The following is a 15,428-nucleotide window of genomic DNA, read 5'->3' as shown; positions in this document are numbered from 1 at the left end:
AGGTGAAGACGGAGGGGAGGACGGTACATATGAATTTATCAATAGGCGTAACTGGTTGGGGCGATCATGACCAGCTATATCCTGCGGGTACGAAAAGTCAGGATAAATTAGCGGTATATGCTTCTCATTTTCCTGTTGTGGAAATTGATAGTGCATTCTATGCGATCCAACCTAAACGGAACTATGAGAAATGGGTTAAGGAAACACCAGAAGGTTTTTCGTTCGTGGTTAAAGCTTTTAGTAAAATGACTGGTCACCAAAGAGAAAAGATGTCCTCAGAAGAAGTTCGAGATATGTTTCATGCCTATATAGAGTCGATCCAACCATTAATTGATTCAAGTAAGCTTCGTTTTGTTTTATTTCAATTTCCTCCTTGGTTTTCTGTATCAAAGGAAAATGTTCAAAAACTAAGAGTCATTCGTGAATTAATGGGTGACTTACCACTTGCTTTAGAATTTCGCAACCAATCTTGGTACTCAAGTGAGTATAGAGAACAAACTCTATCGTTTATGGAGAAAGGAAATTGGATTCACGGAGTAGTTGATGAACCTCAAGCTGGTGAGGGCTCTGCGCCAACGGTTCTTCAAGCTACAAACTCAAAAGAAACACTCGTCAGACTTCACGGTCGCAACGTGCATGGGTGGAACAAAAATGGGCGTGAAGATTGGAGGGAGGTACGCTTTTTGTACCGATACAATGAAGAGGAACTTGAAGAATGGAAGGAAAATGTGGAGAGCTTACTTCAACAATCTGAACATGTAACTGTATTGTTCAACAATAACTCTGGGGGCGACGCCGCGGATAATGCTAAACAATTTATTGACTTATGTCAGGTTGAGTACGAGCAGTTAAACCCAAGACAAATGGATTTATTCCAAGACTAGGAGGACTTTATGGAGGATGAAGTGTTGGAGAATATATCAAGCTTTATATACAATCGCTTCAGGCATGACGCTACTGGACATGACTTTTATCATATGAAAAGAGTAGCCAAAATGGCTAAGCGGTTGGCCGTTCTAGAAGGAGCCGATCCTTTTATTTCAGAAACAGCAGGCTGGCTTCATGACACACTAGATCCAAAACTGACAGAGAATCTTACTGAAGCTAAGCAAGAAGTTATCAACTTGCTTGAATTTTGTCATATACCCCAAAAAGAACAGAAGCAGATTTTAAGGGCAATGGAAGCCGTCTCTTTTAAATCAGGGCATCGTATTCCTCAGTGCATAGAAGGGAAAGTGGTCCAGGACGCTGATCGGTTAGATGCTATAGGAGCTATTGGTATTGCACGTGCTTTCTCGTTTGGTGGAGCCAAAGGTCAAGCTTTACATAGTGAAACTTCTGAGGAGACGACGATACGTCACTTTTATGATAAGCTGCTTAAAATTCAAGGTCTTCTCAACACTCCCTCAGCGGTTAAAATCGGTCAAAAGAGACATGACTTTCTTGAAACATACCTTCATCAGTTTTATGAGGAATGGATGTAACGAGTGTAATTGCTGTTAAAAATGCTCGTATGCTTAAGGTCGAAGCAGACGTCGAATAATTCTCGGGTTTGTTTTATTTTAATAAGATCAGACATCTTACTCGGACCTGAGATATGATATAATGTCTCGGACCAGTTAGTATAAGAATGAGGTGACGATTGTGCAAACAAGTGAAAAAACGTATTTAGATATGTGTCGATACATAATGGATCATGGAGAACGTAAGGGAGATCGTACTGGTACAGGCACGCTTTCTACGTTCGGCTATCAAATGAGATTTGATCTATCAGAAGGCTTTCCGCTCTTAACCACAAAAAAAGTCCCGTTCCGGCTTATTAAAAGCGAGCTCTTGTGGTTTCTAAAAGGGGACACCAACATCCGTTACCTTTTGCAACATAATAACAATATTTGGAACGAATGGCCTTTTAAGCGGTGGATTGAAAGTTCGGACTATAAGGGTCCTGACATGACGAACTTTGGCATTCGTAGTCAACAGGATGAAGGGTTTAATGAACAATATAAGGAACAGATGGATAAATTTAAAGAACGTATATTAGCAGATGAATCATTCGCTCATACCTATGGAGACTTAGGAAATGTGTATGGAAAGCAATGGCGTAATTGGGAGTCTTCTCAAGGAGAATGGATCGATCAGATTCAACAAGTTATTCAAGATATTAAGACTAAGCCAGATTCAAGGCGTTTAATTGTGTCAGCTTGGAATCCTGAAGATATTGCCCCAGAGAGAGCAGCATTACCGCCTTGTCACGTTCTATTCCAATTTTACGTGGTTAACGGGAAGTTAAGTTGTCAGTTATACCAGCGTAGTGGGGATGTATTCTTGGGGGTTCCGTTTAACATTGCAAGTTATGCACTACTTACCCATTTAATTGCAGAAGAATGTGGTCTAGAGGTAGGCGAGTTTATTCATACACTTGGAGATGCCCATATTTATACGAATCATGTAGAACAAGTTAAAACGCAGCTTGCTCGAGAAATGAAGCCCCTACCATCCATTTCAATTAACATGGAAGGAAAGTCTGTATTTGAAGTAGAAACCGATGATATTGAGCTAAACGGATATGACCCACACCCTCGTATTAAAGCACCAGTTGCTGTGTAGACTTGATAAAGGAGGATGACAATATATGATTTCATTTTTAGTGGCGATGGATCGGAATCGTCTTATAGGAAAAGATAATGATTTACCATGGCGTCTCCCTAATGATTTGAAATTTTTCAAATCGGTTTCAACTGGGAAAACGATTATAATGGGAAGGAAAACATTTGAATCCATGAATGGACCACTTCCGAATCGCAAGAATGTTGTATTGACACGTGATGCTAACTTTCAAGAAGATGGGTGCGATGTCATTCACAGTCTAGATCCTGTCTTTGAATGGGAGAAAGAAGATCCTAATACAGAATACCTTATTATAGGTGGCAGTCATATCTTTGAACAAACGATCAATGAAGCGGATCGAATGTATATCACATGGATTGAAGAAGATTTTGAGGGGGATACATATTTCCCAGAGTTTAATGAAGATGAGTGGACTTTAACGAAGAAAGAGCGCGGAGTTCAGGACGAAAAAAACCCATATGAATACTACTTTTGCCAATACGATCGTAAACAATAAGTTTGAACGAAACTCATGCAGCTTTCCTGCATGAGTTTTTGGAATGATTGTCATTAGAAGGCTTGTTTTTGGAAACTATAAGAATAATGTATGAAAGCCCTCCGTTAAAATAGCAATTAATGCTCCGCTATAATTAGAGAGGCACGCATGTACAAAAAGATGAAATAACTCTTTAATATAGTTTTTAGAATTAATGAAGAAACATAGACAAAACAAATAAAAAGGCTTACAATCGAAGACGAAAGACATATTTTTCCCTTAGGTATTTGAATATTTTTGTAGTGGGTCTGTTTAGAGTCTCTGCTTTTGTGAGAAACTCAAGGTAATAGATCCAAATAGAAAAAATGTGCAGCCTATTAACTGCCATTTGGACAAGGGACGGTGAAGTTATGCTATCGACAATTGGCATTCCAGGGTTAATTCTGATCCTTGCAATTACACTGATTATATTTGGTCCAAAAAAGTTGCCTGAAATTGGAAAAGCTACTGGTCAAACCTTAAAGGAATTTAAGAAATCTGCCCGGGAATTAACGAGTGAAGAAGATGACAATACAGTAATTGAATCAAAAGGGACTTCTTCTAACCAAGATCAAGCATCCCCTAACACTCAACAACAATAAGAGCATGGAGTGGTGATTTATGTTAGGACAAATTGGTGTACCCGGATTAATACTTATTTTGGTGATTGCTCTTGTAGTGTTTGGACCTTCTAAACTTCCTGAAGTAGGTAAAGCAGTAGGGAGTTCACTTCGAGAGTTTAAGAAAGCTACTTCGGATCTTACTAGCACGGACTCTGAAGATTCCAAGAAGATTGATCAAAATCAAAACCAAGACAAAAATGCGTAGAGAAATTAAATGTGGAGATGTAAGAGGCATACGCTCTTGCATCTTCTTTCATGAAAAAGGACACGTCGCTCCCATCTGGAGGTGCAACAATGGAACAAGATCATAGTACTATAGATAAAGAAATGAATGTAACGGAGCACTTAGGAGAACTTCGGAAGCGATTAATCATAACGATAAGCGTTTTTATTCTCTTTTTTGTTGGCGGGTTTATCTTTATTGAGGAAATTTTCCAATTCTTCATGCAAGGATTTCAAGAACGTTCGAAAGAGTTAGGAAATGAGATTACAAAATTAACGGTATTGGGCCCGTTTGATGTGCTGTGGGTATATATAACTTTAGCAAGTATTATTGCAGTGGCAGGGACTCTTCCAATCCTTTGTCTTCAGGTGTGGTTATTTATTAAGCCTGCTCTTACACCTAAAGAACAAAAACTCTCACTTTCCTATATACCAGCTATTTTTCTCTTGTTTATTGGGGGATTATCATTTGGGTATTTCCTTATTCAACCTCTGATATTCGATTTCTTGGTTGCTTTAGGGGAAGACATGTTTACGATGATGTTTACTGCTGATAAATATTTTAGCTTTCTGCTTAGAATTACGTTACCATTTGCCGTTTTCTTTGAAATTCCTATTATTGTTATGTTTTTAACGAGCCTTGGTATTGTAGATCCCGGATTGCTTCGAAAGATTAGAAAATATGCTTACTTCGTACTTATTATTATTGGAACAATCATCTCCCCTCCAGACTTTGTTCTGCAGATTGTAGTGGCGATTCCATTAATCATTCTTTATGAAGTATCCATTATTCTTTCAAGTGTGGTGGCCCGTAAACAAGCGAGAAAAATGGAAGACATTTCAACAGATTCATAACGTTTGAAAAGATACCCGTTATAGGGTATCTTTTTTTAGTATGATTGCTTTTTTGCAGGCTACATGTTACAAAAGTAAAAAGCAATATAGAACAAGGGGGACAAAAATGCGATCTTTTTATCATTTTATGATGACATTTCGCGGTAAATTAGTACCAGATGACAAAAGTCGGTTAGCAGACTGGATGTTTGAAGACTCAAATTTCCCGAAACAGTCATACTCTTACGATGAAATTAGCCGATATTTAGAATGGAATATACCATTCTCATCTGCTTTAAGCATTTTCGATGAATTATGGGAGCAATATCAGATGGAAGAAGTTATGTAAGAAATGTTTTGAATTTTAGCTATAAAACTCATGAAAAAACCGCCAAAATGGCGGTTTTTTGTTTTGAAATAACAAAACAGCTACTTTGTACTGGGTATAACTATTAAAGCGTTGAGGCTATCCACTTTAGTTCTAGCGCGTTTTTTATTAACAAACGAATGTTGCACCAACTATGATAAGCAAAATAAAAAGGACCACAATTAATACAAAGTTATTTCCGTAACCATAGCTCATGTGAGCGCCTCCTTTAATTCTAGATAGTATTACTATATGGAACTAAGGAGGAGTTGGTATGGGCATATGCGGAGGTTTGAAGATTAATCGATGATGTATATGTGACCAATTGCTATTGCTTTAGTATTTCCTGCGACAGTTAAAATTCGTAACGATTGTTCTTGAGGGATTAAGTGAGTTATTTTACCTTCTAACTGCTTTAATTCTCCCTTTGAATACACTGTAATTCTTACAAGAGCTTGGTTTTCGTGTGCCTCTAAACATGCCTCATTAAGCTCACTTAATGCCTGCTCATCAAGCGATGGAGGCGGTAGCTTTCCATCTTCTTCCCACATTTTCTTCATCATTTCCACGTGTTCTGGCAACATAAGTGAAGTCCACTTCATAGTTCCTCGATCTCGCAGCATATATATCACCTCTATATTGAGTATAACGAACAAGTGTTTGTAAAACAATAGATAAAGAACCTACGTTCGTATATAATTAGGTCAGGAGGTTGGTACTTATGGAACAACCAGTCTGGAAACAGCAAGGTTACAATGTTGAGATTGTTTACATGGCCAAAGACGGCACGTTAACAAAGCGGAAAATAAAGGTGGTGTCATGTAATCGAAATTCTGTAAACGGGTATTGTTACTTGCGCCATCAAATGCGTAGTTTTTTAAAGGAAAATATACTGGCTGCTCACCCGAAGTTACCTACTTCATCACATAGATAGCCTTTTTATAATTTTGTTAGTCTGCATTGTATTGTGGAATTTGGTACGATGTTTATAAGGGAGGCAGTATAATGAAAATTATTCATACCGCGGACTGGCATTTAGGTAAGCTTGTCCATCAATTACATATGACAGAAGACCAAGAATATATTCTTGATCAATTTATAGAGTTAGTGAAAGATGAACAACCGGATGTGGTTATTATTGCTGGAGATTTGTATGATCGGGCAGTACCTCCAAAGGAAGCTGTAGATTTACTGAACCGTACTCTTATTACACTAATCTATGACTTAAATATCCCTGTTTTAGCTATATCAGGGAATCATGACAGTCCAGACAGACTGAATTTTGGAAGTCAGCTCTTTAAGCGCCAACAATTTTACTTACAAGCGAGACTTGAGGATGCTTGGAAACCTGTTCGTATTCCGGATGAATACGGCCAGGTAAGCTTCTATTTGATTCCTTATATAGAGCCGAGCGAAGTAAGAAAAGAGCTTGACGATGAATCTGTAGATACACACCAACAAGCTATGGAAGCAATTGTAAAGCGTATAAAGGAAGACCAAGTTGCTGATGACCGTCACGTATTTGTAGGTCATGCGTTCTTAGCTGGTGGAATGGAGTCAGAGTCTGAGGAGCGGTTGTCTATGCTAGGAGGGGCGCCATATATAAACGCAGAGCTTTTTAATGATTTCTCCTACGTAGCACTTGGGCACCTTCACCAACCCCAAAAGGTTAAAAATGAAACCATTCGTTACTCGGGTTCTTTACTGAAGTATTCGTTCTCAGAGGCCAACCACAAAAAAGGTGTGACAATAGTGGAATTAGATGGAAGCGGTGTGGCTTCTATACGACAAGAACGATTAAAGCCAAAAAGAGATATGAGAGTAAAAGAAGGATATTTACATGATCTCCTCAAGGTTAATGAAGAAGGTATGGAAGATTATCTTCATATTAAATTATTAGACGAAGGACAGATTCTTGACCCTATGGGGAAACTCCGTAAGAAATTTCCTAATGTTTTAAGCCTGGAACGTGTTGGATTAATTGGGAAGGCGTACACAGAACAGTTATCCAATGTGCAGGAAAGGAAACAAATGTCGCATATGGAGCTTTTTGAATCGTTCTATAAAGAAGTGAAAGGTACTGACATGGACCAAGACAGAAGAGATGCGATTTCTACGGTTATAAATGAAATTCAGGAAGAAGAAAGGAACCAATAATATGCGTGCCATTCAGCTAGTAATAGAAGCTTTTGGGCCCTATTCAAAACGCCAAGTCGTAGATTTCACACAGTTAGGACACGAGACGGTGTTTTTAATTACAGGACCTACAGGTGCAGGTAAAACGAGTATTTTTGATGCCATGGTGTATGCCTTATATGGTCGAGCGAGCGGGAGTGATCGGGACCAGGACACATTGCGTAGCCACTTTGCTGATGAAGATCAACAAACGGAAGTGAAGTTTAGGTTTGAATTAAAACAACACATTTATGAAGTCAGGAGAACCCCTCGCCAATTAAAAAGAAAAGAAAAAGGGGAGGGATTCACAGAGCAGCCGCCTAAAGCTGAACTTTATAGGATTAAAGAAGGTGAACATGAGCTATTAGCATCTAAGATCAAAGAAGTAAATGAATCGATTGAAAGCATGCTTCATTTAGATTATGAGCAGTTTAGGAAGATGATCATGATTCCACAAGGGGAGTTTAGGCGTCTCATATCTGAAAACAGTAAAGAGAGAGAAGAAATTCTTCAAAAAATCTTTCAAACATACGTTTATGAACAGATGACAGATCGTTTGAAAGAGGAGTCAAAAGAATTAAAAGAAGCTATTCAGGAAATTGAATATAAAGAAGTTGAGGAAATCAATCGTTTAGATTGGGACGAAGAAACACGTCATTCTCTTACTACTTCTGCTGAAGTAATGACTAAGCTCCAAAAAGATATCGAAAGAGACCAACAACAACTTCAAGATAATAAAGAAAAAATTGAAAATGAGCGGAAAGATTTAGCAAGCGCCCAAGAAACGTTTTATGAGAAAAAACAGTTAAATCAATTGTTCCTTAGATTAGAGAAGCAAGAGAAAGAAGTTAGTCAGTTGGATAATCAGAAGCCTTCCATTATAAAACTTGAAGAGGAAGTCCATGCTGCCACAAAAGCAAATCACGTAAAACCATATGAGGATCAGGTTCGCCAAAGAGAAGAAGAAGAGAAGAAACAGCATGAGCAACTTGAACAAAAAGAAAAAGCTCTTAATGAAGTGAAAATTAAATTTGAACAAACAAAGAAAAACTATGAAGCAGCTCTTTCTAAAGAAGAAGAGTTAGAGTCATTAAAATTGAAAATACAGCAAAAGAAGAAGGATTATGAAAAAGTTGAACGTTTTAAATCATTGCAAACTGAAGAGGAATATTTACGAAAGTCCAAGGAAGAAATGGAGTCTTCTGTTAAAGCGCTAGAAGAACAATTAAAACAATTGAATGAGAGATGGCAATCACTTTCTAAAGCTACCTATAATTCTCAAGGATTGACAAAACAATACTATGAATTGGAAGGTCAGCAAAAAGAATACGGCGCAAGAATTGATAAATTACACCATTTGATAAAAGAAGAAGAAAAAATTCAGTCTATGATTCGAACCTACCATCAAGCTAAAAACCGTTTGGAAAGAGCTAAAGAACAAGTAGAAAGCACAAAATCAAAGCTTAAACAACTAGAACAGTCTAAGCAACAGAATCAAGCTGTTGTTTTAGCCAACCATCTGCACGATGGAGAGGCATGCCCTGTTTGTGGCTCTATGGACCATCCTGATAAAGCATACACAAAGAAAGATCCAATCTCTGATGAGGAAATTAACCGAGTAAGTAGACAAGTAGAAGAAAGTGAAAAGAGACTTACTGAAGAACAGGAATATTATATTAAGATCAAATCTGAAGGCCAAACCCAACGTCAAATAACAGATCAACTGGCTGAAGAGCTTAAGGATGATTTGCAAAAGGATCATCTTTCTGAGAAAAGTCTCCATGAACAGATGCAATATTGGCAAGGTCAATACGAAGATTTAAAGAAAGAAAAAGAAACGCTGTCGGAAAAAATTAAGCAATTTGAGGTCGCTCGTAATGAGATGGAGCAAGTAAGCCAACAGATAAGTGAATTGAGTAGTTCGCTCGAAAATGCACGTAAAGAATCTTCATCAAAGCGCGACGCTTGGCTGCAAGTATCTACAAAGCTTTCTCAAATAGAAGAGGAAGTATCTGATATAACTACAGATGTTAAAGCTTTTAAACTGGAATTAAATAAAATGGAAAACGAATATTCCAGGCAACAAAAAGCATTGCAAGACTTGGCTAATTCGTACCAACAAGAAAAAGAACAAAAACAGAAGTTAGAGACAGAAGTTGAAGGTCACAAGCAATTTTTAGAAGAAATAAGGCGCAACGTTGCAATTGCCAGAGAATCTTTTGGGAAAATCATAAAAGAGCAGGGCTTCAGGTCAACAGATGATTACAGTGATGCTAAAATGGATTCTGAAATGGTAGACCAAAAACAAAAAGAGGTAGAGAATTTTTACGCAAGCTATCAATCTGTTATGGAAGGTTATGAAGCTCTAAAAAAACAATTAGAAAATGAAGAAGTACCCGATTTATCCTACTATGATGATATTGTAAAGACTCTAGAGCGGAATCTTCAGGGGATTACAGAGAGACAGCAAGTATTGCATCTACAAATCAATGAACAATTGAGAATTCATAAAAAACTTCAAAAACTTTTACATGATAAACAAGAGAAAGAGCAAAGGTACTATTACGTTGGGGAATTAGCTCAGTTAGCTAGAGGAGATAACGCATATAAGTTATCTTTTGAACGCTATGTTCTTTCAGCCTTCCTGGATGAAATTATTCTTCAAGCTAATATTAGGTTAGATCAGATGACAGAGCACCGTTATCAGCTCGAGCGGAGTAAGGAACGAGCTAAAGGAGGAGCTCAGAGTGGGTTAGACCTTGAAGTGCTTGATCATTACACAGGGCAAAAGCGTTCAGTTAAGACTTTATCTGGGGGAGAAGGCTTTAAAGCCGCGCTGAGCCTTGCTCTAGGTATGGCTGATGTGGTTCAAGCTCACGCAGGTGGAGTACAGTTGGATACGTTGTTTATCGATGAAGGATTTGGTACTCTAGATGAGATTTCTTTAGAACAAGCAATCGGGTGCCTGAAAGATCTTCAAAAAGGGAATCGGATGCTAGGCATCATATCTCACGTGCCACAATTAAAGCAGGAAATACCAGCGAAATTACAGATACAGCCGTCTCCTAAAGGATCAGTATGTCATTTTACATTCCACTGACTGGAAGTATTTACACCTTAAATTCTGACAATTTCACATGATATAGTAATGGATAGAGTAAATCCCTGTCTATTCCATTGTGAATTACTTGGAAATAGATGATGTAGTAAGTCTAGGAGGCCTTTACCATTATGAAAATCGTGACAGCTTCAACATTTGAACAACAAGAATATGTAAAAGAGAAGATTACATATTTTTTTGATTCGCTATTTCCTTTTTTCTTCTCGAAGAATTATGCAATAGATCTTGAGAATTTTGGGGTCCTTTCTATTGAAGGCGTGGAAGAATACTCTCTTAAAGAGATACTAGAAGTAACAGCTGCACTGCAAACATTGCAAAGCCTTTTAGAGTGTATTTCTGATCGTGTTGGAGATCCGAAGCATTCTAAGCAATTTGATCGTAATACAAAAATTTTAGAAAAACACTCTATCTATTTCCCACTTAGATATGATGACTTCTTATCTACATCAGATAAGGAAGCTTTGTCTCTTATGGGGAAGCCAGAGAATCAATGGATCTTGTAGAAACTTCTTGTCAACTTTCCTCGTCTGGAGTAGGATAAAGAAAAAGAAAAGAGATGGAGGGGATGAGGTTGACAATGCCTCTTTCATTAGATACGAAAATAATCACACTCGGAAAAGAAAAACGTGTACAAGAAAAAGAAAATGTATTTGAACTTTATCTAGATCAATACTGCTTGTTTCCGATAGATGAATTATTGGAAATATCTCGAACAGCTGATTCTGAACAGACCGGGACAGCGAAGATTGTCGAAATGACTTGGGCTCGTGGGCAAACACGTTTAGTTTATCAATTAATTTCGTTATATAGCGTCAATTAACGACAGTAAATTTGCGGTTATGTTGAATGATGCGCTTGCCCGGGAAATAGACAATTATTCCTTAGCATATTTTCATGAAATTGCCATAAGTCAGATGTTCGAAAGGAACTCCCTTCCCTTATACTGAAAGTAGAGATCATTACAAACATATGAGAAGGAAGGGATTCCAATGATGACGGCGATGTTATTTGGTTGTATTTTAAGTGGTAGCTTTGCTTTAATTATTGCAGGAGAGCTAACAACAGATTGAACTCAACAATCTAGAATGCTATACTTCCGGAGCAGGTGCCAAGGGGTGCCTGCTTTTTTATTTACATAAATGAGCGTGAGGTGAACAAGATTGGATATTTTAAAGAATGATTGGAAAGACGTTTTGGAAGAAGAATTCTACAAAGATTATTACCAGAGATTAAGAGAATTTTTGAAAATTGAATATGCAAATGAAGCGGTTCATCCACCTATGCACGATATTTTTAATGCGCTTCACTACACTTCCTACTCAAATACTAAGGTTGTTTTGCTAGGACAGGACCCTTATCACGGTAAAGATCAAGCTCATGGTTTTAGTTTTTCAGTTAACCCGCAAGTGACAGTCCCGCCTTCCCTTAGGAATATTTATAAGGAGCTGTCAGAAGATGTTGGTTTTCATGCACCTCCACACGGTTACCTGCTACCTTGGGCTAAACAAGGGGTATTACTATTAAATACGGTTTTAACCGTCCGCGAAGGACAAGCGCATTCACACAAGAAGAAGGGATGGGAGACATTTACGAACGCAGTTATTGAGTCCCTGAACAAGCGTGAAGATCCTGTGGTCTTCATGCTTTGGGGGAAACCTGCCCAGCAAAAGGTGAAAATGATTGATGCAGATAAGCATCTTGTATTAGAAGCGCCACACCCTAGTCCTCTCTCAGCCTACCGGGGTTTCTTCGGTAGTCATCATTTCTCTAGAGCAAACGAATTTCTATTAGAAAAGGGGCTCGGGTCCATAGATTGGCAACTCCCCCATGACCCTTATGAATCTAAGTAAATTGAGGTCTTATCAGTATTAGTAATTTTACTTGTTCTATATATGCCCCTTATATGAAAGACTCTAAGCTGAGACACTTTTGTGTAGATAGGTCCGTTACGCTTGTGGAGTGGTTGGGTTGTCTGGGGAACGACTCGCTTTCCGCGGGCGGCCCCACACGATGTGGGGTCGTTCGACGTTGTCACAGGACGTGAGGATTTTAGTCGAACTTCTCTCATTTTCGAGTCTTCAACAATCCTGCTCTATTATTGAACAAACCTATTATAAAGATTACGACAGCAAACATTAACGGAGCTTTTAAATAAATAATGAATTCGCCTACACCTTCTCTCCTTACTAAACGTACATTAGAAGTAGTGAATATATAAAGGAGGGGAACCGATGAATCAAGGTATGAGATCATTTGGTCCCGGGCCTAGGCCCCAGGTAGGAAGAATGTTTAACCAGGGGCCTGGTAGGATCCCTCAAATGCCGCAACGCTTTGGACCACAGGGTTTTCAGAGTCCGATTCCTCAAAGTTTTCAAAGGTTTAATGGGATGGGAGGAATGCAAGGATTCCCTGGTATGTCTAATATGGGTGTTCAGGAAGTGGGGAGTCAAACACGAGGTGGGGGAGGATTGCTTTCTAAAATTTTTTCTTCTGGAGGGGGAAGTGGTCTTCCATCACTAGGGGGAGCTGCACAAGGATTAGCTGGTACGGGCGGAGGAGCCACTGGAATGCTAAATAATGTTCAGCAAGTATTAAAAATGGCTCAATCAGCTATGCCGATGGTGCAGGAATACGGCCCAATGATGCGTAATATTCCTACCATGTTCCGTTTAATGAAGATTATGAACGAACCAGACGAGGGAAATGAGGGAGAGGAAGAGAGATCGACATCGCAAGAAGAATCAAGTCAGAATACTGAACAGCGTAGAAATCGTGTGAAAGAGGCGGGAAATCAAACTACTAGTGCTTCTTCTCACAGTAAAGAACCAGTTCTTGTAAAGGAATCTCATTCAAATTCTAAACCTGAAGGGAACGGTCCTTCTAAACCTCGAATGTATATTTAAATAAGCAAGATTCTTGATTTTTCTCCTCTAAAAGGAAACAATAATGGGTACGATAAGATTGTTTTGATTAGAGGAGGAATGCATCGTGACGAGCAACAATCTTGAGAAAGCAACGTTTGCAGGTGGCTGCTTCTGGTGTATGGTAGAACCATTTGACCAGCGCCCAGGAATTCATGAGGTAATCTCTGGTTACACAGGTGGCCACATGGAGAATCCGACTTATACGGACGTCGTAACAGATACCACGGGTCATGTAGAAGCTGTTCAAATTACATTTGATCCGGATATCTTCCCTTACGAACGCCTTCTACAAGTATTCTGGCAACAAATTAATCCAACCGATGCTTTTGGACAATTTGCCGACAGAGGGGAATCTTACTCAACAGTCATATTCTTTCATAACGATAAACAGAGAGAATTAGCGTTGAAATCAAAACAGGAATTAGAAGAAAGTGGTAAGTTTAAAGACCCAATTGTTACAAAAGTCTTGCCTGCTTCAACTTTCTATCCAGCAGAAGAAAAGCACCAGGATTATTACAAAAAACAACCTTATCATTATAAGCGTTATAAACAAGGATCAGGTCGAAAAGATTTTATTGAGAATCATTGGAAAATGGAAAAAGACCCTAATCAGTTAAAAGAAGAATTGACACCTATGCAGTATAAGGTAACACAGGAAAATGGAACAGAACCTCCATTTCGCAATGAGTACCATGATCATGAAGAAGAAGGCATTTATGTAGAAGTTGTTTCGGGCGAACCTCTATTTAGTTCTAGGGACAAATATGATGCTGGATGTGGATGGCCAAGTTTTACACGACCAATCGATTCTTATTTCGTCGAAGAAAATTTAGATACGTCCCATGGTATGATTCGTACAGAAGTTAGAAGTCGGACTGGAGACTCACACCTTGGACACCTCTTTGACGATGGACCCAAAGAGGAAGGTGGATTACGTTATTGCATCAACTCGGCTGCTTTAAAATTCATACCAAAAAATGAATTAGAAGAAAAAGGTTACGGATATTTACAATTTTTATTTGAATAATTAAAAAATCTCTCCGTTGGAATGTTTCAACGGAGAGATTTTTTATAAAGTTCATTCCAAGAATCGATTTAGTACATACACACTAAACATAAAATGTGTGGGGAGATGAACATTCATTTCATAAATTCAATTGGAAACAAAGATTTAGTTAATTGACACTATCTCGAAACTGAGATAATATAATGCTAAAGAAGTAGTTAGATGAAACCATAATAATATTATGTAAACTAAAAGGGTTCTGTAACGTACATCGAGTAGAAAAGTATTCATCTTTTAAAGTTCTTCAAAGAAAACTATTGATTATCATGAATTCGTTTAGTGAAAGACGACTTTATGTTTGAGGCATTGTGAAAAGGAGTGTTTAATATGAAGCACCTATTCAAGCAAGGTAAAGCAGATAAACCAGTATTGCTTCTGTTACATGGTACAGGAGGCACTGAAGAAGATTTGTTACCTATAGCAGAGATGATTGATCGAGAAGCTTCTGTACTCAGTGTTAGAGGTCAAATTAGTGAACAAGGTATGCCTCGTTTTTTTAAACGACTCAGAGAAGGTGTATTTGATGAAGAGGACCTTGTATATCGTACTGAGGAACTGTTTGAATTTCTGAAGTGGGCTGCAAAAGAGTATGATTTTGATCGTAATAATATAATTGCAATCGGTTATTCGAACGGAGCGAATATGGCTGGTAGTTTATTATTCCATTATGAAGATGTTCTAAAAGGAGCAGTCTTGTTCCATCCTATGGTTCCGATTAGAAGTGTAACCTTACCTAATATGACTCAGTTGCCGATCTTTATTGGCGCAGGAACCAATGACCCAATTTGCAAACCTGAAGAAACGACTGAGTTAAAAGGTTTACTTGAAGAAGCCGGAGCAGAAGTCTATATGTACTGGGAGAGTTACGGTCATCGTTTAACGGAAGCAGAAGTATCAGAATCTAAGAAGTGGTATACTAGCAAGTATTAAACTGCAGGGTGCTCAATCTGAGCA

19 protein-coding genes are annotated in these 15,428 nt (G+C 38.3%); 17 read left to right on the top strand and 2 right to left on the bottom strand.

Going from position 1 to position 15,428, the window contains the following annotated elements:
* Positions 1–29 precede the first annotated feature (29 nt).
* The 8 genes from N780_RS01765 to N780_RS01730 all read left to right on the top strand — a co-directional run bounded on the left by N780_RS01765 (position 30) and on the right by N780_RS01730 (position 5,170).
* A complete protein-coding gene (locus tag N780_RS01765) occupies positions 30–884 on the top strand; it encodes a DUF72 domain-containing protein (RefSeq protein WP_036779249.1) in 855 nt (284 codons plus the stop codon).
* Between the two features lie 9 nt (positions 885–893).
* Positions 894–1,484, top strand: coding sequence for an HD domain-containing protein (locus N780_RS01760; protein ID WP_036779245.1), 591 nt, complete (start codon positions 894–896; stop codon positions 1,482–1,484).
* Positions 1,485–1,674: 190 nt separating this feature from the next.
* Entirely contained in the window at positions 1,675–2,607 is a 933-nt protein-coding gene (locus N780_RS01755) for a thymidylate synthase (protein ID WP_438942497.1), read from the top strand.
* Positions 2,608–2,632: 25 nt separating this feature from the next.
* Positions 2,633–3,124 (top strand): dihydrofolate reductase, encoded by a 492-nt coding sequence (locus N780_RS01750; RefSeq protein ID WP_036779240.1) that lies wholly within the window; start codon positions 2,633–2,635, stop codon positions 3,122–3,124.
* A gap of 389 nt (positions 3,125–3,513) precedes the next feature.
* Positions 3,514–3,744 (top strand): twin-arginine translocase TatA/TatE family subunit, encoded by a 231-nt coding sequence (tatA, locus tag N780_RS01745; RefSeq protein ID WP_036779237.1) that lies wholly within the window; start codon positions 3,514–3,516, stop codon positions 3,742–3,744.
* Positions 3,745–3,763: 19 nt separating this feature from the next.
* Entirely contained in the window at positions 3,764–3,970 is a 207-nt protein-coding gene (locus N780_RS01740) for a twin-arginine translocase TatA/TatE family subunit (protein ID WP_036779234.1), read from the top strand.
* An 89-nt stretch (positions 3,971–4,059) separates the two neighbouring features.
* Positions 4,060–4,842 (top strand): twin-arginine translocase subunit TatC, encoded by a 783-nt coding sequence (gene tatC / locus N780_RS01735; protein WP_036779230.1) that lies wholly within the window; start codon positions 4,060–4,062, stop codon positions 4,840–4,842.
* Positions 4,843–4,948: 106 nt separating this feature from the next.
* Positions 4,949–5,170, top strand: coding sequence for a YozE family protein (locus N780_RS01730; protein ID WP_036779227.1), 222 nt, complete (start codon positions 4,949–4,951; stop codon positions 5,168–5,170).
* A 147-nt stretch (positions 5,171–5,317) separates the two neighbouring features.
* Here N780_RS01730 and N780_RS19375 read toward each other — a convergent pair whose 3' ends face one another.
* Both N780_RS19375 and N780_RS01725 read right to left on the bottom strand, forming a co-directional pair.
* Entirely contained in the window at positions 5,318–5,440 is a 123-nt protein-coding gene (locus N780_RS19375) for a YjcZ family sporulation protein (RefSeq protein ID WP_371825498.1), read from the bottom strand.
* Positions 5,441–5,487: 47 nt separating this feature from the next.
* Positions 5,488–5,811, bottom strand: coding sequence for a YolD-like family protein (locus N780_RS01725; RefSeq protein ID WP_052114835.1), 324 nt, complete (start codon positions 5,809–5,811; stop codon positions 5,488–5,490).
* A 98-nt stretch (positions 5,812–5,909) separates the two neighbouring features.
* On the opposite strand from N780_RS01725, the gene N780_RS01720 reads away from it, so the two are divergent.
* From N780_RS01720 to N780_RS01680, 9 genes are all read left to right on the top strand, one after another.
* Positions 5,910–6,122 (top strand): hypothetical protein, encoded by a 213-nt coding sequence (locus tag N780_RS01720; RefSeq protein WP_036779224.1) that lies wholly within the window; start codon positions 5,910–5,912, stop codon positions 6,120–6,122.
* A gap of 71 nt (positions 6,123–6,193) precedes the next feature.
* Entirely contained in the window at positions 6,194–7,345 is a 1,152-nt protein-coding gene (locus N780_RS01715; protein ID WP_036779222.1) for an exonuclease SbcCD subunit D, read from the top strand.
* Between the two features lies 1 nt (position 7,346).
* A complete protein-coding gene (locus tag N780_RS01710) occupies positions 7,347–10,463 on the top strand; it encodes an SbcC/MukB-like Walker B domain-containing protein (RefSeq protein ID WP_036779219.1) in 3,117 nt (1,038 codons plus the stop codon).
* A 131-nt stretch (positions 10,464–10,594) separates the two neighbouring features.
* Complete coding sequence (locus N780_RS01705; protein ID WP_036779217.1) at positions 10,595–10,987, top strand: DUF5365 family protein; 393 nt, start codon at positions 10,595–10,597, stop codon at positions 10,985–10,987.
* A gap of 74 nt (positions 10,988–11,061) precedes the next feature.
* A complete protein-coding gene (locus tag N780_RS01700; RefSeq protein WP_156969041.1) occupies positions 11,062–11,304 on the top strand; it encodes a DUF2584 family protein in 243 nt (80 codons plus the stop codon).
* A 340-nt stretch (positions 11,305–11,644) separates the two neighbouring features.
* Entirely contained in the window at positions 11,645–12,334 is a 690-nt protein-coding gene (locus N780_RS01695) for a uracil-DNA glycosylase (protein WP_036779212.1), read from the top strand.
* Positions 12,335–12,715: 381 nt separating this feature from the next.
* Complete coding sequence (gene vrrA, locus N780_RS01690; protein ID WP_036779210.1) at positions 12,716–13,387, top strand: VrrA/YqfQ family protein; 672 nt, start codon at positions 12,716–12,718, stop codon at positions 13,385–13,387.
* Between the two features lie 85 nt (positions 13,388–13,472).
* Positions 13,473–14,435, top strand: a complete 963-nt coding sequence (msrB, locus tag N780_RS01685; RefSeq protein ID WP_036779208.1) for a peptide-methionine (R)-S-oxide reductase MsrB — start codon at positions 13,473–13,475, stop codon at positions 14,433–14,435.
* Positions 14,436–14,801: 366 nt separating this feature from the next.
* Entirely contained in the window at positions 14,802–15,404 is a 603-nt protein-coding gene (locus tag N780_RS01680; protein WP_036779205.1) for an alpha/beta hydrolase, read from the top strand.
* Positions 15,405–15,428 lie beyond the last annotated feature (24 nt).

The sequence above is a fragment of the Pontibacillus chungwhensis BH030062 genome (genome assembly GCF_000770675.1).
In the GTDB taxonomy this organism is placed as follows: Bacteria; Bacillota; Bacilli; order Bacillales; family BH030062; genus Pontibacillus; species Pontibacillus chungwhensis.
The sequence above is the reverse complement of the archived record's forward strand: the minus strand, read 5'-3'. Positions and strand labels throughout refer to the sequence as shown.

Excerpts from the sequence above, each read along its gene's own strand:
- N780_RS01755 (WP_438942497.1), top strand. The coding sequence starts at position 1,675 with ATGTGTCGATACATAATGGATCATGGAGAACGTAAGGGAGATCGTACT.
- N780_RS01750 (WP_036779240.1), top strand. The coding sequence starts at position 2,633 with ATGATTTCATTTTTAGTGGCGATGGATCGGAATCGTCTTATAGGAAAA.
- N780_RS01710 (WP_036779219.1), top strand. The coding sequence starts at position 7,347 with ATGCGTGCCATTCAGCTAGTAATAGAAGCTTTTGGGCCCTATTCAAAA.
- tatA (WP_036779237.1), top strand. The coding sequence starts at position 3,514 with ATGCTATCGACAATTGGCATTCCAGGGTTAATTCTGATCCTTGCAATT.
- N780_RS01705 (WP_036779217.1), top strand. The coding sequence starts at position 10,595 with ATGAAAATCGTGACAGCTTCAACATTTGAACAACAAGAATATGTAAAA.
- N780_RS01765 (WP_036779249.1), top strand. The coding sequence starts at position 30 with ATGAATTTATCAATAGGCGTAACTGGTTGGGGCGATCATGACCAGCTA.
- N780_RS01730 (WP_036779227.1), top strand. The coding sequence starts at position 4,949 with ATGCGATCTTTTTATCATTTTATGATGACATTTCGCGGTAAATTAGTA.
- N780_RS01740 (WP_036779234.1), top strand. The coding sequence starts at position 3,764 with ATGTTAGGACAAATTGGTGTACCCGGATTAATACTTATTTTGGTGATT.
- N780_RS01720 (WP_036779224.1), top strand. The coding sequence starts at position 5,910 with ATGGAACAACCAGTCTGGAAACAGCAAGGTTACAATGTTGAGATTGTT.
- N780_RS01715 (WP_036779222.1), top strand. The coding sequence starts at position 6,194 with ATGAAAATTATTCATACCGCGGACTGGCATTTAGGTAAGCTTGTCCAT.
- N780_RS01680 (WP_036779205.1), top strand. The coding sequence starts at position 14,802 with ATGAAGCACCTATTCAAGCAAGGTAAAGCAGATAAACCAGTATTGCTT.
- N780_RS01700 (WP_156969041.1), top strand. The coding sequence starts at position 11,062 with ATGCCTCTTTCATTAGATACGAAAATAATCACACTCGGAAAAGAAAAA.
- vrrA (WP_036779210.1), top strand. The coding sequence starts at position 12,716 with ATGAATCAAGGTATGAGATCATTTGGTCCCGGGCCTAGGCCCCAGGTA.
- N780_RS01725 (WP_052114835.1), bottom strand. The coding sequence starts at position 5,811 with ATGCTGCGAGATCGAGGAACTATGAAGTGGACTTCACTTATGTTGCCA.
- N780_RS01760 (WP_036779245.1), top strand. The coding sequence starts at position 894 with ATGGAGGATGAAGTGTTGGAGAATATATCAAGCTTTATATACAATCGC.
- tatC (WP_036779230.1), top strand. The coding sequence starts at position 4,060 with ATGGAACAAGATCATAGTACTATAGATAAAGAAATGAATGTAACGGAG.